Source organism: Pseudarthrobacter sp. MDT3-1 (genome assembly GCF_054510755.1).
In genome coordinates this window covers 1-16,369 of record NZ_JBTNDX010000032.1, presented here as the reverse complement: position 1 = coordinate 16,369, position 16,369 = coordinate 1, and the positions used below count along the sequence as shown (strand labels likewise).

The 16,369-nt window shown below is 65.9% G+C and carries 14 protein-coding genes and 1 tRNA gene; 6 read left to right on the top strand and 9 right to left on the bottom strand.

Features of this window, described 5'->3' with window-relative positions:
* Nucleotides 1-58: 58 nt before the first annotated feature.
* The 3 genes from ACX80X_RS18605 to ACX80X_RS18595 are packed head-to-tail and all read right to left on the bottom strand — an operon-like array spanning nucleotide 59 to nucleotide 3,066.
* Nucleotides 59-436, bottom strand: a complete 378-nt coding sequence (locus tag ACX80X_RS18605; RefSeq protein WP_252600299.1) for a sterol carrier family protein — start codon at nucleotides 434-436, stop codon at nucleotides 59-61.
* Nucleotides 436-1,452: an asparaginase gene (locus ACX80X_RS18600; RefSeq protein WP_252600300.1), complete on the bottom strand. Its 1,017-nt coding sequence runs from the start codon at nucleotides 1,450-1,452 to the stop codon at nucleotides 436-438. The genes ACX80X_RS18605 and ACX80X_RS18600 overlap by 1 nt, the downstream gene beginning before the upstream one ends.
* A gap of 36 nt (nucleotides 1,453-1,488) precedes the next feature.
* The gene (locus ACX80X_RS18595) at nucleotides 1,489-3,066 is read right to left on the bottom strand and encodes a molybdopterin-dependent oxidoreductase (RefSeq protein ID WP_252600301.1); all 1,578 of its coding nucleotides are present in this window, start codon (nucleotides 3,064-3,066) and stop codon (nucleotides 1,489-1,491) included.
* 104 nt (nucleotides 3,067-3,170) lie between these two features.
* Here ACX80X_RS18595 and purD point away from each other — a divergent pair, with 104 nt between their 5' ends.
* Nucleotides 3,171-4,487, top strand: coding sequence for a phosphoribosylamine--glycine ligase (purD, locus tag ACX80X_RS18590; protein ID WP_459313020.1), 1,317 nt, complete (start codon nucleotides 3,171-3,173; stop codon nucleotides 4,485-4,487).
* Between the two features lies 1 nt (nucleotide 4,488).
* Nucleotides 4,489-5,442, top strand: a complete 954-nt coding sequence (locus tag ACX80X_RS18585; RefSeq protein ID WP_252614113.1) for a phosphoribosylaminoimidazolesuccinocarboxamide synthase — start codon at nucleotides 4,489-4,491, stop codon at nucleotides 5,440-5,442.
* Nucleotides 5,443-5,481: 39 nt separating this feature from the next.
* Here ACX80X_RS18585 and ACX80X_RS18580 read toward each other — a convergent pair whose 3' ends face one another.
* Nucleotides 5,482-6,756 carry a helix-turn-helix domain-containing protein gene (locus ACX80X_RS18580; RefSeq protein WP_252609755.1) on the bottom strand — a complete coding sequence of 425 codons (1,275 nt, stop codon included), beginning with the start codon at nucleotides 6,754-6,756 and terminating at the stop codon, nucleotides 5,482-5,484.
* A 132-nt stretch (nucleotides 6,757-6,888) separates the two neighbouring features.
* On the opposite strand from ACX80X_RS18580, the gene ACX80X_RS18575 reads away from it, so the two are divergent.
* Nucleotides 6,889-7,056 carry a hypothetical protein gene (locus ACX80X_RS18575; RefSeq protein ID WP_252600306.1) on the top strand — a complete coding sequence of 56 codons (168 nt, stop codon included), beginning with the start codon at nucleotides 6,889-6,891 and terminating at the stop codon, nucleotides 7,054-7,056.
* A 185-nt stretch (nucleotides 7,057-7,241) separates the two neighbouring features.
* On the opposite strand, the gene ACX80X_RS18570 is transcribed toward ACX80X_RS18575, so the two are convergent.
* From ACX80X_RS18570 to ACX80X_RS18550, 5 genes are all read right to left on the bottom strand, one after another.
* Nucleotides 7,242-7,318 (bottom strand) — tRNA-Pro (locus ACX80X_RS18570).
* Between the two features lie 81 nt (nucleotides 7,319-7,399).
* Nucleotides 7,400-9,298, bottom strand: coding sequence for an ABC transporter ATP-binding protein (locus ACX80X_RS18565; protein WP_459313008.1), 1,899 nt, complete (start codon nucleotides 9,296-9,298; stop codon nucleotides 7,400-7,402).
* On the bottom strand, nucleotides 9,295-11,103 hold the full coding sequence (locus tag ACX80X_RS18560) for an ABC transporter ATP-binding protein (RefSeq protein ID WP_459313006.1): 1,809 nt from the start codon (nucleotides 11,101-11,103) through the stop codon (nucleotides 9,295-9,297). Before ACX80X_RS18560 ends, ACX80X_RS18565 begins: the two co-directional genes overlap by 4 nt.
* An 82-nt stretch (nucleotides 11,104-11,185) precedes the next feature.
* Nucleotides 11,186-12,133 carry a metallophosphoesterase gene (locus tag ACX80X_RS18555; RefSeq protein WP_459313005.1) on the bottom strand — a complete coding sequence of 316 codons (948 nt, stop codon included), beginning with the start codon at nucleotides 12,131-12,133 and terminating at the stop codon, nucleotides 11,186-11,188.
* A 6-nt stretch (nucleotides 12,134-12,139) separates the two neighbouring features.
* Nucleotides 12,140-14,407, bottom strand: coding sequence for a transglycosylase domain-containing protein (locus ACX80X_RS18550; protein WP_252609770.1), 2,268 nt, complete (start codon nucleotides 14,405-14,407; stop codon nucleotides 12,140-12,142).
* A gap of 37 nt (nucleotides 14,408-14,444) precedes the next feature.
* Here ACX80X_RS18550 and ACX80X_RS18545 point away from each other — a divergent pair, with 37 nt between their 5' ends.
* The 3 genes from ACX80X_RS18545 to ACX80X_RS18535 are packed head-to-tail and all read left to right on the top strand — an operon-like array spanning nucleotide 14,445 to nucleotide 16,089.
* Nucleotides 14,445-14,600: a DUF4177 domain-containing protein gene (locus tag ACX80X_RS18545; protein WP_099093395.1), complete on the top strand. Its 156-nt coding sequence runs from the start codon at nucleotides 14,445-14,447 to the stop codon at nucleotides 14,598-14,600.
* A 2-nt stretch (nucleotides 14,601-14,602) separates the two neighbouring features.
* Nucleotides 14,603-15,160, top strand: coding sequence for a RidA family protein (locus ACX80X_RS18540; RefSeq protein WP_252609772.1), 558 nt, complete (start codon nucleotides 14,603-14,605; stop codon nucleotides 15,158-15,160).
* Nucleotides 15,161-15,177: 17 nt separating this feature from the next.
* Entirely contained in the window at nucleotides 15,178-16,089 is a 912-nt protein-coding gene (locus ACX80X_RS18535) for an NUDIX hydrolase (RefSeq protein ID WP_459312998.1), read from the top strand.
* Nucleotides 16,090-16,369 lie beyond the last annotated feature (280 nt).

Below are 16,369 nucleotides of genomic sequence, written 5' to 3'. Positions count from 1 at the left end.
GCGGGGGCTTAACTGTCCGTTCGCGCCGGTGCCGGGACGGTTGGGAGGGTGGGGCAGGTTAGAGGGGGAGCAGGCCTGAGAGGTCAGCGCGCAGGCCGGAGGCGGACACCTTGTGCGCCGCGACAGCGTCCGACCAGCTCAACTGGCCGGTCACCATACCAAGCCAGGTGGCGGCGTCGCATTCGATCACGTTGGGCGGGGTTCCGCGGGTGTGCCGCGGTCCCTCCACGCACTGGGTGACGCCGAACGGCGGCACCCGCACCTCCACCGAGTTCCCCGGCGCCCGCGCGGTCACCTCCTCCAGCGTGTACCGCACGGCCGTGGCGGTGACGTTGCGGGGGAGCGGAATGTCCGACGGCGATGCGGCGGCTTCCTGCCATGCGGCCAGTGCCGCTGTGCCTTCTTCAATGCCGATCCGACGGCGTGCTACAGCCATCAGTCCAGGAGCGCGGACACGGCCGGGCCCAGGCGGATCTTGCCCACCTCGTGGCTGCCGCCCATCACCGGGGCCACCACTTTTTCGAGGACGCTGGAGACGCCGGGGATATCCACGGCGCCAACCGCGGCGAGGAGGGTCAGACCCACCAGGGACGTGGCCCGCAGATTCCCGTCAAGCATCTTGATGGCCACCGAGACACCCTGGGGTGTGGCCATGGCCAGGACGCCCTCGGCACCAATCTTGGCGATGATGCCCAGTTCGTCCATCACGATGGTGTTGGCCTCGCCGCGCCCCTGGACGGCCCAGGGGTAGTCGAGCATGGACGTGGCGATGGTGGCGGCGCGGGCGTTGGAATTTTTGTCGCCCGGGGCCTTGGCCAGCATCGAGAACGCTCGCGCCAACCCGGTCAGCGAAATGGCGGCCACCGGGGCCCCACACCCGTCAATGCCCAGGTGGGCGATCTTTTCGCCGCTGTATTCCTCGATCACACTTCGGACGCGCTGCTGCAGAGGATGGTTCGGTTCAAGGTAGCTGTGGGTGTCCCAGCCGTTTTCGGTGCAGGCCCACAGGAAGGCGGCGTGCTTGCCGGAGCAGTTGAAGGCTAGCTTCGATTTGCCCTTTTCGGACCTGACCAGCCAGTTGCGGGCCGTCTCGTCCTGCGGCCAGGCGGCGGGGCACTGGAGCTGGTCCTCCCGGACGCCGGCGGCCTTGAGCATTCCCTCCACCACGTCCATATGGTCCAGGGAGCCCACGTGGCTGCCGCAGGCCAGCGCCACCTGAGCGCCGCGCAGCGGAACTCCGGACTGCATGGCCGCCAGGGCCTGCAGCGGTTTAAGCGCGGACCGTGCGTACAAGGGAGTCCGGATGTCACCGAGTTCTATGACGACGGACCCGTCGCCGGACAGTACGACGGCTGAGCCGATGTGCCGGGACTCCACAAAACCGCTTCGTTCAATAACGGCGAGTTCGACGGCGGAGTCCACGGTGAACGTGGCATGCGGGTTGTGCGGCATGATGCCAGTCTAGGGGCGGAATCGGCGAATGCCGGGCTACTCCACGGTGACCATGACAGACTGCCAGCCGGAGGCACCGTCGGGCACCGGATCGGCCCGCTGATCGGTCTGGACCTCGCCCGTTCCGTCGGTGGCGCGGACCTTGATGTAGTGCGGTCCCGGTGTGGCTTCCCAGTCGAAGGACCACTGGCGCCACGTGATGAGGGACGCCTCGGTGGACAGGACTGCCTCGGCCCAGGGGTTGTTGTCGATCTGGACTTCCACCTTGGTGATGCCGCGGGTCTGCGCCCACGCAGTGCCGCCGATCGCCACCCGGCCGGCGGGCACCTTGGCGAAGGACTTCGGAACTTCCACCCGGGCCATGGTCTTGATGGGGCCGCGCTCGGACCAGCCGCGCTGGGTCCAGTAGGCCTTGCTGTCCGCGAACCGCGTCACTTCCAGGTCCACCACCCACTTGGTGGCGGAGACAAAACCGTACAGCCCGGGCACCACCATGCGCACCGGATAGCCGTGCTCCAGCGGCAGGGGCTCGCCGTTCATGCCGATCGCCAGCATGGCATCGCGGTCATCCTGCAGGACCTCCAGCGGCGTGGAGGCGCTGAAGCCATCGATCGACGTCGACAGCACCATGTCCGCACCGTCCTTGGGACGTGCGCGCTTGAGGACCTCGCGGATGGGAAGGCCGAGCCAGCGAGCGTTCCCGGCGAGGTTTCCGCCCACGGGATTGGAAACACAGGTGAGGGTCACGTGCGATTCGATGAGGTCGGCGTCGAGCAGGTCCTGGAAGGTGAGGCGGACCTCTTCCTCCACCAGCCCGTGCACGCGGAGCTCCCAGTCTTCGGCGTTGATTTCGGGCACGCTCAGGGCGGTATCGATCCGGTAGAAGTCCCCGTTGGGGGTCAGCCAGGGGCCGACGCCGGCTGCCGGAGACTGGACGCCGGCGGGCACAGCGGCCGCGGCCTTTGCCGGGGTGGGCAGCTGCAGGGCCTCGCGGGCCTTGGTGATGTTGCTGCGGGCGGCGCTGAGCAGGCGTCCGCCCGTGGCTGCGATCCCAGCGCCGGCCACGGTGATCCCGGCCGCGGCGAAGAAGCGTCGGCGGCTGGTGGCGGGACGGTCAGGTTCCGCGGCGCCCGTGTCGGCAGGAGCCTCGGGCCAGGACTTCAGCCGCCAGAGCGGGGCGATCAGCAGCCGCAGCACCACCAGCCCTGCAATTGTGCCCAGCACGGTGGGGATGGCATCCAGCGGCTTCACGCTGGCCCGAGTCACCACGCTGGCCACGATCACCGCGCCCATCAGCAGCACACCGGCAACGCCCAGCGCCCACTTGCGGTAGGCCACCACACCCAGCACGCAGGCCAGCAGGAAAATGGTCAGGCCCATCCCCACAAACAGCGCGGCTTTGTCATTCGTGCCGAACGTGGCGATGGCAAAGTCCTTCATCCACGGCGGTGTGAAGTCGATGAACGTGGACCCCAACGCGATCACCGGAGTTGCCCGGGCGGTAAAGAACGCTCCGATCAGCTCCGCTACGGAAAGTACGACGGCGGCAGCCGCCACGCCTGCCAGCGCGGCCATTGCGGCGGGGTCCTTGAGCCACTTCAGAAGCTTCTTCATGCCTTGGATTCGTTGCGGCGGGCCGCAGGGATGGCCGGGCGAGGACACAGCTTAGGAGCACCCCCTTAGGAAAGGGCAGGGTGCACAAAGTACCCTTGGAGACTGTGAAGGTACTCGTCATTGGCCCTGGAGGCCGCGAACACGCCATTGTCCGCTCCCTGCTCGCCGACCCCAACGTATCCGAGGTCCATGCGGCTCCCGGCAACGCCGGCATCAGCAAGCTGGTCCCCACCCACAACATTGACGGGAATGATCCCGACGCCGTCGCGGCGCTGGCCACCAAGCTCGGCGTGGACCTCGTGGTGGTGGGCCCCGAGGCGCCGCTGGCTGCCGGGGTGTCCGACGCCGTCCGCGCCGCCGGCATTCCGGTCTTTGGCCCCAGCAAGGCCGCAGCGCAGCTGGAAGCCTCCAAAGCGTTCGCCAAGGAAGTTATGGCCGAAGCGGGAGTCCCCACGGCCATGGCGATGGTGGCCACAAACGCCGAGGAAGCCGCCGCGGCCCTGGACACCTTCGGCGCACCCTATGTGGTGAAGGATGACGGCCTCGCCGCCGGCAAGGGCGTGGTGGTCACCAACAACCGCGACGAAGCCCTGGCCCATGCGCAGACGTGCTTCGACGCCGCCGGCACCGTGGTGATCGAGGAGTTCCTCGATGGCCCCGAGGTTTCAGTTTTTGTCCTCTGTGACGGCCGCAACACCGTGGCACTGTCCCCGGCGCAGGACTTCAAACGCATCTTCGACAACGACGAAGGCCCCAACACCGGCGGCATGGGTGCCTATACGCCGCTGGAATGGGCCCCGGCCGGGCTGGTCCAGGAAGTCATCGACCGCGTCGCGCAGCCCACGGTCAACGAGATGGCCAACCGCGGCACCCCGTTTGTGGGTGTGCTGTTTGTGGGCCTGGCGCTGACCACGCGCGGCACCCGCGTCATCGAATTCAACGTCCGCTTCGGCGACCCCGAGACGCAGGCCGTCCTGGCCCGGCTCAAGACCCCCCTCGGTGCGCTGCTGCTGGCAGCCGCCAAGGGCGAACTGGACAAGGCAGACGAGCTGCGCTGGTCCAAGGAGACCGCCGTCGCCGTCGTCGTCGCGTCCGAAAACTACCCGGACACCCCGCGCACCGGTGACCGCATCCGCGGACTCAAGAAGGTGGACGAGCTCGACGGCGTGCACGTGATCCACGCAGGCACTGCGCTCGACGACGACGGCAAGGTGATCTCCGCCGGCGGCCGGGTGCTCGCCGTCGTTGCCCTCGGCAGCGACCTGGTGGAGGCCCGGGAACGGGCGTACGACGGCGTGGAGCTGGTTCAGCTGGAAGGCTCCCAGTTCCGGACGGACATCGGACGCAAGGCCGCCCGCGGTGAGATCAAGGTAACGGCACTGGCCACCGGATCGCTCCCTGTCACGAAGGCGAAGGCATAACATGACTGAGAACTCCGCCCAGGAACCACAGCAGCCCCGCGGCTTCAGCACCGAAACCCTGGACCTGCCGGGCTGGACGCACGTTTACTCCGGCAAGGTCCGCGACCTCTACGAGCCGGCGGACGAAGCCATCCGCCGGCAGGTGGGCCAGGACTGCGTCCTGGTGGTGGCGAGCGACCGCATCAGCGCCTTCGACCACGTGCTGGCCAGCGAGATCCCGGACAAGGGCCGCATCCTCACGCAGTTGAGCCTGTGGTGGTTCGACCAGCTTGACGTGGTCCACCACGTGCTGGCATCCACCGTGGAGGACGGCGTTCCCGCGGCCGTGGAAGGCCGCGCGATGATCTGCCGGAAGCTGGATATGTTCCCCGTGGAATGCATCGCCCGCGGCTACCTCACCGGCACCGGGCTGCTGGAGTACAAGGCCAGGGGGACGGTCTGCGAGATTCCGCTGCCGCCGGGCCTGGTGGACGGGTCCCGGCTGGAACGGGCCATCTTCACACCGTCTGCCAAGGCCGAAGTGGGCGAGCATGACGAGAACATCTCCTACAACGATGTTGTGGCCATGGTGGGGGACGACATCGCCGCACGCCTGAGCGAGCTGACCCTCAAGATCTACACCGGCGCGGAGAAGATCGCCCGCGAACGCGGCATCATCCTGGCCGACACCAAGGTTGAGTTCGGCTACGACGCCGTGTCCGGGGCCATCACCCTGGGCGATGAGGTCCTGACACCGGATTCCTCGCGTTTCTGGGATGCGGCCACGTATGAGCCGGGCAAAGCGCAGCCTTCTTACGACAAGCAGTATGTGCGCGACTGGCTGACGTCCGCCGAATCAGGCTGGGACCGGTCCTCCGAATCGCCACCGCCAGCCCTGCCCGCAGACGTGGTGGCCCGGACGCGCGGCCGCTACGTCGAGGCCTACGAGAAAATCACCGGCAGGACGTTCGCCTAGAACACCTTTGACGGGCCCGGCTTCCGGCCGGGCCCGTTACTAGCTTGCCTTGGCGTTTTTCGCTCCTGCGGCGGCCCGCTGCTGGGCGAGTCTGATCTCAAGGACCGCGTCTAGGGCCTGCTGGACACGGTCCGAGGCTCCCGCGGCACTGAAGGCCTTCTGCGCTTCTTCGAGGTAGACCAGGGCTTCGTCGGACTCACCGGCGGCCTTCAGCGACTTGCCCAGCAGGAGTGAGACTTCCCCGGCCGTGTGCTTGGCCAGCGCGCCGGATTCGGCGTGGATTTCCCGGAGCTTGTTGATGGCAGCCACGATGTCGCCGGTGAGATAAAGCCAGCGCGCGCGGATAAACGCAACTTCGAGTTGGTCGCTCTTGTTGCCGCCCACAATGGACAGCGCCAGTTCGGCGCGCTCGATGCTGGAAAGTGTTTCCGGTTCTACGATTCCGGAGGACAGCCGGACGGCGGCCGAGGCCTTGTTGAAACGGGCCCACAGATCGATGTCGTTGGCAGGTGACAGCATCCGGGCGGCGCGCTCGTGGTACTTGATGCCTTCGGGGTAATCGTGCCGCATAAAGGCCACGTTGCCGATCACCCAGGCAACCTCACCGGCGAGCTGGGACATGGAGTGCTCGTCCATCTGGTCATTCATGGCCTGGCAGTATTTCCAGGCCTCATCCAGGCGGCCGCTCTCCGCCAGCGCCCCGATCAGCGCGCGGTAGGCGCCGATGATCAGGGTGGATCCGTTGGGCAGCTGGCCGCAGAGTTGTACGGCCGCCAGCGCATGTTCGACGGCAGTGCTCAGCTGGCCCTGGCCCTGGCAGATAGCGGCGAGCATCTGGCGGGCACGGACGGCGAGGCCGGCAGATTCCGTGGCCATCGGGTGCTCCAGGAGGTGCTGCATGATCTTTTGGCATTCCTGCCAGTTGCCCTGTTTGATCAGGCATTCGGCCTGCATGTAGGTCATGTTCCACCACGCGCTGGTGTTCTTGCCCTCCAGAGCTATCTGGGCCGCGGTGGCTGCGTGGGTGGCCGCCAGCGGATAGTCCCTGAGGTCCCAGGCCTGGCGCGCGTAGAGGCCGGCCAGGACGTACTCGGCGTCGCTGACTGTGATGGGTTGGCTCCAGGCTTCCAGCGCCTTGGGCGCCAGCTCCAGCCTGCGGGCGAGCTCCTCGATGACTTCGGCCGTCGGCTCACGGCGGCCGGTTTCGAGGAGGGAGATATAACTGGGGGAATACAGGTCCTTGCCCAGTGCAGCCTGTGTCAGCCCACGTTCGAGACGCTCCGCACGGAGCTTCTCCCCGAATCCGTTGCCCACGGGAATTCCTCCTGATTCTGGACAGTCTTTGTACTCAATGCTTGACAGTACCTGTGCAAAACATTTTACAATGTATGTCAACAAGGACAGTGCTGACTTTGTAACGAATCCGACTCGTATTGAGGAACTCATATGTTGAAGAATATTGCGGCCGCAGGCCTACTTGCTGCTGCCTTGGCATTTTCTGCGGCGGCCCCGGCTGTCCTGTCGGCAGGTTCCATCGCCGATACCACCGGCGTATCCGTAGCCGTTGGCAACTGGCCCGATCCAATGTCCAAGCCCGTCAAGGACAAGGGCTAGACCTACACCACCAACGTGGGCAACTGACCCGATGTAAGGAATCCTCTCAGGAGGCGCGGCCCCGGGGCATGGTCATCATGCCTCGGGGCTATTTCTTTGCCCGGACACGTGACGGTTCTGCCCCGGGTACTTGACCGCCGGGAGATACAAAAGAGGGCCTCCCCTGGGGGAGACCCTCTTTCGATTGGTCGGGATGACAGGATTTGAACCTGCGACCTCGTCGTCCCGAACGACGCGCGCTACCAAGCTGCGCCACATCCCGATCCGCTGCAAAAGCAACTTTACAAGGATAGCCGACGCCGGGCCCGGATGCGAAATCGGCGGCGCCGGCCGGGTCAGATCCCTAGTCCAGGGAGTCCTTCCAGGCGCCGTGGAGGTCTGCGAAGCGTCCGCCGCCGCCGATGAGTTCCGCGGGGGTGCCGTCCTCAACCACGCGGCCGTCATGGACCACCAGGACGCGGTCGGCGGTTTCGACGGTGGAGAGGCGGTGCGCGATGATCAGCGCCGTCCGGCCGCCGCCCGCAGAAGCTGAGCCCTCGGTCGCAAACCCCGCACCAGACGAGCCCGGGGCACCTGCCGGACTGCCGGCGTCGGACGTTGCCCGCAGAAGGCGCGCCAGGCCGCTCTGGACGAGCCGCTCAGAGGGGATATCCAGCGACGAGGTGGCCTCGTCCAGGATCAGCACCGCCGGCCGGGCCAGGAACGCCCTGGCGAAGCTGATCAGCTGCCGTTGCCCGGAGGACACCCTGCCGCCGCGCTTGTTGACATCGGTGTCATAGCCTTCGGGGAGTTCGGTAATGAAGTCGTGGGCGCCCACGGCCCGGGCAGCATCCTCGATCTCCGCCCGGGAAGCCTCCGGCCGGCCAAGGGCGATGTTGTCCGCCACGGAGCCGCTGAACAGGAACGCCTCCTGCGTGACCATCACGATGTTCCGGCGCAGGTCCGTGGTGGTGAGGCTGCGCAGGTCCACTCCGTCCAGGGTCAGGGAGCCGGAGGAGACGTCGTAGAAGCGGGCGATCAGCTTGGCAAGCGTGGATTTCCCGGCGCCGGTCTGCCCCACCAGGGCAACGGTCTGGCCGGCGGGGATGTGCAGGTCCATGGTGGGGATGACCACAGGGCCGTCGCCGTAGCGGAACTCCACACCCTTGAAATCGACGGCGCCCCTGGCATCGCGGAGCGCAACAGGGTTCTTGGGCGGACGGACCGTGGGAACCTCCTCCAGCAGGCCGGACACCTTCTCCAGGGCAGCCTGGGCGCTCTGGAAGGAGTTGTAGAACATGGCCATCTGGTCCACCGGCTGGAAGAAGCGTTTGGTGGACAGGATCAGTGCCAGCAGCACGCCCACGGCAAGGTCCCCGCCCAGCACACGGAACCCGCCAAACAGGAGCACCACGGCCACGCAGACGTTGCCGATCAGCACCAGCCCGGGCTGGAAGATGCCGTTGAGGTTGATAGAGCGGACCGTTACCAGCCGGTAGTCCTCAGCCAGCCGGCCATACGTCCCGGCGTTCTCAGTTTCCCTTCGGAAAGCCTTCACGGCGCGGATCCCGGTCATGGTCTCCACAAAATGCACAATCAGCCGGGCGGACACCACCCGGGATTCGCGGAATACGATCTGGGAGTGCTTCTGGTACCAGCGCGAAAGGAAGTGCATCGGGACGCCGGCGGCCAGCACGATCAGCCCGCTGCGCCAGTCCAAGGCAAACACCGTCACAGCCGTGAAGACCATAAACAGCAGGCCCGAGGCCAGGGAGCTGACGCCGGAGTCGAGGAGTTCCCGCAGCGCATCCAGGTCCGAGGTCTGCCGGGCGATGATCCGTCCCGACGTGTACTTTTCGTGGAACTCCAGGCTCAGGCGCTGCGTGTGCCGGAAGACCCGGACGCGCAGGTCCAGCAGCATCGCCTGGCTGAGCCGCGCGGTGGAGGTGACGTAGAGGGCGGTGAGTCCCGCCGTCGCGATCGCTGCGAGCAGGTAGGCGACGCCGGTAAGCACCAGAGGGAGGTTGTCGCCCGCCTGCAACGACGGGAGCGCGTGGTCGATGCCGAACGCGATCAGTGCAGGCCCGGCCACGCGCGCGGCCTGGGACAGGACCACGGTGGCGATGGTCAGCCAGAACCTGAGCCGCACCGGACGGATCAGGGTGGCCAAAAGGGCGAGCGACCGCCGTCGTACGGTTTTACTGTCCGACTTGCTGAGGTGGGTGTCGTCCTCGTTGGCGGTGCCGAAGGTTGTGTTACTCATCGGATGCTGTCCTCTGACTCGTCCTCAAGCTCCGACAGTTCCGAATCCAGGTCCCGTGGTTCCTGGTCCAGGCTGGCGATGACGTAGCGGTAATGGGGGTTGTGCGCCAGAAGTTCCGTGTGGGTTCCGACGGCGGCGATCCGGCCATCCTCGAGCAGCGCCACCCTGTCGGCCAGCGCCACGGTGGACGGGCGGTGCGCGACGATCAGCGTGGTGGTGTCCTTCAGGACCGCGCGGAGCCGGGTCTCCACAAGCTCCTCGGTGTGCACGTCCAGGGCCGAGAGCGGATCGTCCAGTACGAGGACCCGGGGCCGCGCCGCGATGGCCCGGGCCAGGGCGATCCGCTGCCGCTGCCCGCCGGAGAGGCTCAGTCCCTCCTCGCCGATGAGGGTGGCCACGCCTTCCGGCAGCGAGTACGCGAAGTGCGCCTGCGCTACATCCAGGGCTTCGTCCAAGGCTCCCTCGGTCCGGTCGGGCGCCCCGAGGAGCACGTTGTCGCGGACGGAATTGGAGAACAGCGTGGTGTCCTCGAACGCGACGCCCACCACGCGCCGGAGCCCGTCGACGTCGAACTCGCGCAGGTCCACCCCGTCGATGGTGATGGAGCCGTCGGTGACGTCGAACAGGCGCGGGACCAGCTGGATCAGCGCGCTCTTGCCGCTTCCCGTGATGCCCACCAGGGCCATGGTCTCGCCCGGCCGGACGTCCAGGTTGATCTCTTTGAGGATGGGCTTGTCCGGTGCGTCCTCGAACGCGAATGTGGCGTTCTTGAAGCTGAGCGCGCCCTTCAGCTGCGAGGGGGTGCGCGGCGCCGGGGGACTGGTGATGGTGTTGACCGAATCCATGACCTCGAAGTGGCGGTCGACGGCGGACTTGGCGGTGAGTGCCATGGCCAGCAGCATGCCGGAGAACTCCACCGGCGTCGCAATGACGGCGGCGGTGGCGAAGAAAGCCACCAGGGCGCCGATGCTCAACTGGCCGCTGGCGCAGAGCATCACACCCACCACCAGCCCGGCGCCGAGCGCGAGTTCCGGCAGCAGGGTAACCACCATGGTGAACGTTGCCTGGTGCTTGGCCTTCACGATCTCGGTCTGGCGGAGTTCCTCGGCCTGCTCGTTGAAGTTCTCCAGGGCCTCGCGGCTGCGGCCGAAGGCCTTCAGGACGCGGATGCCGTGGACGGATTCCTCCACCGTGGTGGCGAGGTCGCCGGCCTGGTCCTGGCTCCGCCGCGCCACCTTGCTGAAGCGCGTCCGGAACCGGAAACCGTAGGCCATGACGGGCACCGCTGCGGCCAGGAAAATCAGGGCCAGCTGCCAGCTCATGGAGAACATAACCACAATGCCGATGACCACCGTGAGCGTGGTGACCACCAGCATGATGGCACCGAAAGCCATCCAGCGGCGCAGGAAGTTCAGGTCCGTCATGGCACGCGACAGCAGCTGGCCGGAGCCCCAGCGGTCGTGGAAGGACACAGTCAGGTCCTGCAGGTGCCCATAGAGCGAGACCCGCATCCGGGTTTCCACGGTGGTGGCCGGGTTGATCACAAACTGCCGGCGGAAGGCCACGAGTCCCGCCTCGGCGATGCCCAGGACCAGGATGACGACGGCGGCAGTCCAGACGGCGTCCGACGCGCCACCGGGTTTGAGGGACTCATTTACGAGGACGCGCAGCACCTGCGGTATGGTCAGCGCCACGACGCTGGCCAGAAGTGCGCAGAGTAGCCCCATCACCAGCCGGGGGATGATCGGCCTCACGTGAGGGTAAAGACGGCTGATGGATCTGAAAAATGAGGTCTGCTTGGCCATGCCCGCTTCTCAAGCTCTAAATCGAATGTAGTTTCCCTTAGCAACTACCCTATGCCATGGCGTGAGCAGGTTCACACCTTCGTTATTCGGGGGAGGTGAGCGTCAGCAGGACGGCCTCGGGTTTGCAGGCGATGCGGATGGGAGCGAACCGGGAGGTGCCGATGCCGCCCGAGACGTTGACCGGCGTCGAACGTCCGTTGCTTTCCCAGTTGTTGAGTCCCTTGGCCCGCCACGTGGGGAGGTCGCAGTTGGACACCAGGGCGCCGTAGCCGGGGATGCAGAGCTGGCCGCCATGGGTGTGGCCCGCCAGCAGCAGGTCCGCGCCGTCCTGCGTGAAGTGGTCCAGGACCCGCTGGTACGGGGCATGGATGACCGCAACGCGGAGGTGCGCGTTCTCATCCTGGTCACGGGTGCCGCGGGGCCAGCCCGCATAGCGCTCCCGGCCCAAGTGCGGATCGTCCACGCCGGAAAAGTCGAAACGGATGCCCTTCAACACCACCGACTGGTGCCGGTTGGTGAGGTCCACCCAGCCGCCCATGCCGAAGCCGGACCGCAGCCGCGGCCAGTCCAGTTCGATGGGTTTGGGCTTGACCTTGGACGGGCCCAGCAGGTAGGAACCGGGGTTCTTGAATCTAGGGCCGAAGTAGTCGTTGGACCCCGGGACGAAAACGCCGGGAAACTCCAGAAGCGGTCGCAGTGCCTTGAGCAGGGGCTCCACCGCCTTGACGTGGCTGAGGTTGTCCCCGGTGTTGACCACCAGGTCCGGCTCCAGCGACGCCAGCGACTCCAGCCAGCGCGCCTTGGTGTCCTGGCCCGGGACGAAGTGGATGTCGCTCAGGTGCAGGACGCGGAAGGGCGGGTGGCCTGCGGGCAGGATGGGCAGTGCCTCCTCGCGCAGGACAAACTGGTTCTTCTCCCACAGCCCGTATCCGACGGCGGCGAGACCCGCCGCAGTGCCCGCGCCGGCGGTGACGGCAAAGCCGCGCCCGATGTTCCGGACGCGGCTGGCCAATGCAGGGCTGACTGCCATGGGAGGCTAGTTCTTCTTGTCGCTGTTGCCCGGTGCAGGGTCCGTGGACGGCTGCGGGGCGGGAGCCGTGGCAGGCGCGGTGGCCTGCGTTGACGGCGTGGTCCGGGCGGGCGTTCCGCTCACCATGTTGGTGGGCGGGGCCGTGAACGCGTTGGTGCCATAGGCCGGAGCGACCTGGGCCATGTACTTGGAGAACATGGGACCGGCGATCATGTAACCGTCGATCGCCTTGTAGAACTTTCCATTGACCGTGAGGTTACGGCCCTCACGGCTCTGGTCACCCAGCGGGTCACCGAACCATGCGGCGGTGGCCACACCGGTGGTGAAACCGACCACCCAGGTGGATCCGTTGGTGTCGTTGGTGCCGGTCTTGGCGGCCACCGGGAAGTTGGTCTTCGTGGAGAGTCGCGGCTTGATGAGGGATCCGGACCCCTCATCCAGGACCTTCTGCATGGCATACGCAACGCCCCGGGCGACCTCCGGTTTGACGGCATCCCGGCAGCTCGTGGCCTGTGCCGGGAGCTGCGCGCCGGTCTGGTCTGTGACAGAGGTGATAGCGATGGGCTCGCAGTACTTGCCGTCATTGGCGAACGTGGCAAACGCGGAGGCCATGGTCAGCGGGGCGGTCTGCGTGGAGCCGATCAGGTTGGCCAAAGTGGTCATCTTGACCTTCGGGTTGGGATCTTCAGCCGAGGGCAGGCCGCCGTGGATTCCGACCGCATCCACGATCTTCTGGATGCCGCAGAGGTCAACCTGAGCCGCCGAGGCGAAGGTGGCCGTGTTGATCGAGTTCTGCAGGCCGTACAGGATCGTCATGTTCCGGTAGTAGCCCTCGTCGGAGTTCTGCAGGTCAAAGCTGCCGGGAATCCTGGCGTCGTACCAGCCAACGGTGGGGTCCGGGCACGTGTTCTTCCAGGGGAAGTTCTGCGGGTACTTGCGAGTGGCGGCGTTGATGTTGGTGTTCATGGCCTTGCCCTCGTTCAGCCATTCGGCGAACGTGAAGGGCTTCATGGTGGAACCGGGCTGGAATCCGCCCAGGCCGTTGAGGTCGTTGCCGTCCTTGTCCAGCTTGTCTACGTTGAAGTTCTGCGTCTGGTTGAACTTGCCTTCGGTGGGCAGGAACGACGTGTTCTGCGCCATGTTCAGGATCTTGCCGGTGTTGGGCTGCACGGAGACGATGGACGCACCCCAGTTGTCCGGATTGACGCCGGCGGCTGCATCAGACTCAGCTTGGGCAACGTTTTGGGCGTTGACGTCCAGCGTGGTGGTGATGGTCAGGCCGCCGCGGAAGATCTTCTGTTCGCGCTCTTTTGCGTCCGCACCGTAGGCCGGGTTGTTAAGCAGCAGGTGTAGCACGTAGTTGCAGAAGTAAGGTGCCGTGGTGGCGTACGCGCAGCCCTGGCGTGACTCTGTGATCTTCGGTTCCACCGGGGTGGCCACAGCGGCGTCGTGATCGACCTGGGTAATCTTTCCCTGGTCCAGCATGAGGCCCAGCACCAGGTCCCGGCGCTGTTTGGCGTTCTCCGGGTTGGTGATGGGGTCAAACGCTGACGGGCTGTTAACGAGGCCAGCCAGGAGTGCTGCCTGCGGGAGGGTCAGATCCTTGGCGGTGGTGCTGAAGAAGAATTTGGACGCGGCCTCGATGCCGTAGGCGTCGCGGTTGAAGAAGACGATGTTGAGGTAACCCTCGAGGATCTGTTCCTTGGAGAATTCCTTCTCCAGGGCGATCGCGAGCTTCATTTCGCGAAGCTTGTCTCCCACGCCCTTGTTAACACCGTTGAGCTTGATGTCCTCAGTGTTTCCCTCGGCAGCGAGGTTGGAGTTGAGCACGTTGTTCACGTACTGCTGGGTGATGGTGGAGGCACCCTGTTTGTTGCCACGGGCTGTGCTGACCATGGCGCGGAGGATGCCGGTGGTGTCCACACCGCCATGCTCGTAGAACCGGCTGTCCTCGACAGCGATGATGGCTTCCTTCACGAACGGCGAGATCTGGTCGAGGGCAACCTTGGTCCGGTTTTCCTCGTAGAGGTTCGCGATCAGGCTGCCGTCCGCGGCGAGGATCCGGGTGGACTGGCTGGGGGGGTCCACCTGCAGCTCTGCCGGGAGGGTATCGAAGAACTCGATAGAACCGCTTGCCGCGCTGCCGGAAACGGCCGCAGCCGGAACCAGCAGGCCCGCCACCAGGACACCACAAATCGCGCTCACACCGAGGAAACCAAATATCTTTCCGAGGGTAGTGGCCGTGTCGAAAATGGGGTTCTTACGAGTCACCATGTTTTCCACTTTACCGGCAAGGACTAGTCTTTAGCTCATGACCAAATGGGAGTACGCGACGATTCCGCTCATTATTCACGCCACCAAGCAGATCCTGGACCAGTGGGGAGAGGACGGCTGGGAGCTCGTCCAGGTAATCACCGGACCTGACGGCAACGGCCTGGTTGCCTACCTCAAGAGGGAGAAGCAGTAGCAATGAGCACCCCCGCAGAGACCACGTCCGGCCCTTTATCCACGCCGGAAAACGCGTCTGAGTCAGCGCCGGTTTCCGCCGTCGAGCAGCGCCTCGCCGAGCTGGGACTGACCCTCCCCGAGGTGGCCGCTCCCGTCGCCGCCTACGTGCCGGCCGTCATCACCGGCAGCCATGTTTACACGTCCGGCCAGCTGCCGTTTATTAACGGCAAACTCGAAGCAACCGGCAAGGTCTCCACCGGCACAGAGGGCGCCTCCGACGAGCCCACCGTGTCCCCGGAGGACGCCAAGGCCTACGCCGCTGTCTGCGCCATCAACGCACTGGCGGCCATCAAGAGCGTCATCGGCGATCTGGACCGCATCACCCGCATAGTCAAGGTGGTGGGCTTCGTGTCCTCCGATCCGGCCTTCACCGGACAGCCTGGCGTCATCAACGGTGCGTCCGAGCTCCTCGGCCAGGTCTTTGGTGACGCAGGCCGGCACGCCCGCTCCGCCGTCGGCGTGTCGGTTCTTCCGCTCGACTCTCCCGTAGAGGTCGAACTGATCGCTGAATTCAGCTAAGGACCCGGTTCACTCAATTGCCTCAGCTCGCCCGACGATTATTTGCCCTTCCTCCGGATCTTGAAGGGGCTGCCCAAAGCTGGCTCGAACACGGTGAGCGGACCCCGCGTGCCGCCCGCTACGCATCGTCCGTTGTGCTGCTGCGGGACTCGCCCACCGGCCTGGAGACATGGCTGGGGTACCGGCCCGGCTCCTCGCCGCTGGGCGTCCTCGCTTTCCCCGGAGGTTCCCTGGAGGCGTCCGACAACGACGCCGTCGGCTGGCTGGGCCCCTCACCCCAGCATTGGGCCGAGCAGATGGGGACGGACGACGTCGGGCTGGCGCGGCGCCACGTGGTGGGCGCCATCCGCGAACTCTTTGAGGAAGCCGGCGTGCTCCTTGCCGGGCCGGACATGTCCACCACCGTGGAAAATACGTCAACGCAGGACTGGATGCGGGCCCGTGTGGCCGTTGCCGACCAGGAGAAGACCTTCACGGAGCTCCTCGCCAAGCGGGGACTCTCGCTGCGGACCGATCTGCTGAAGCCGCTCGTCAACTGGCGCAGCCCCGACTTCGCGCACCGCCGCTTCGACACCCGCTATTTCGCCGCCACCGTCCCCATGAACCAGCAGCCCAGCCTGCTGGAGAGCAAGGGCGTCTGGGGCCGCTGGGTGTGCGCCACCAAGGCCATCGCCGCGCGCAGCACCACTGCCCTGGGCGATGAAGTGGGCCAGGAGAACACCGTTGGCCTTACCCTCGGCCAGCTCCTGGTGCCGGGGTCGGAGATCATGCTGGAGAAGATGGCCGCAGCGAACGGCTGCATCGCCTACCTCAGCTACAAGCGCAAACCCCACGTGTACCAGGCACTGCTGGTCGAAGAAGAGGGCACGCTCATGCTCGAAGTCGAGGCCGCCAAAACCGTAGCCGGAGACCCCCAGCGCGAACGCTAGTCCGCGGACCGCCCCTTTAAGTCCGCCGGACAGCGGCCCTTCGCCGTCGCTTAGACACGACGCATAGGGAAACCTCCGGTCGCTGTGCGACCTCCGGTTCCCGATGCGCCGCGATGCGCTCCTACGCGAAAGACCGCCGCCCAACTCGAACGCTCTCTCACTTGATGCAGGTTTTTGGGCAACGCGAAAATTGTCAAGCTGTGTGGAGTCACTGGGCTAGTTTTTGGGGTGTTTTGGTCTCGGGCAGGTTGATCCCGACGTATTTGGCGGGGGCTGGTGT

Bases quoted from the DNA above. Each gene is read 5' to 3' on its own strand.
- ACX80X_RS18560 (WP_459313006.1), bottom strand. From the start codon at position 11,103: ATGGCCAAGCAGACCTCATTTTTCAGATCCATCAGCCGTCTTTACCCT.
- ACX80X_RS18550 (WP_252609770.1), bottom strand. From the start codon at position 14,407: ATGGTGACTCGTAAGAACCCCATTTTCGACACGGCCACTACCCTCGGA.
- ACX80X_RS18605 (WP_252600299.1), bottom strand. From the start codon at position 436: ATGGCTGTAGCACGCCGTCGGATCGGCATTGAAGAAGGCACAGCGGCA.
- ACX80X_RS18565 (WP_459313008.1), bottom strand. From the start codon at position 9,298: ATGAGTAACACAACCTTCGGCACCGCCAACGAGGACGACACCCACCTC.
- ACX80X_RS18545 (WP_099093395.1), top strand. From the start codon at position 14,445: ATGACCAAATGGGAGTACGCGACGATTCCGCTCATTATTCACGCCACC.
- ACX80X_RS18600 (WP_252600300.1), bottom strand. From the start codon at position 1,452: ATGCCGCACAACCCGCATGCCACGTTCACCGTGGACTCCGCCGTCGAA.
- ACX80X_RS18540 (WP_252609772.1), top strand. From the start codon at position 14,603: ATGAGCACCCCCGCAGAGACCACGTCCGGCCCTTTATCCACGCCGGAA.
- ACX80X_RS18575 (WP_252600306.1), top strand. From the start codon at position 6,889: ATGTTGAAGAATATTGCGGCCGCAGGCCTACTTGCTGCTGCCTTGGCA.
- ACX80X_RS18585 (WP_252614113.1), top strand. From the start codon at position 4,489: ATGACTGAGAACTCCGCCCAGGAACCACAGCAGCCCCGCGGCTTCAGC.
- ACX80X_RS18555 (WP_459313005.1), bottom strand. From the start codon at position 12,133: ATGGCAGTCAGCCCTGCATTGGCCAGCCGCGTCCGGAACATCGGGCGC.
- ACX80X_RS18595 (WP_252600301.1), bottom strand. From the start codon at position 3,066: ATGAAGAAGCTTCTGAAGTGGCTCAAGGACCCCGCCGCAATGGCCGCG.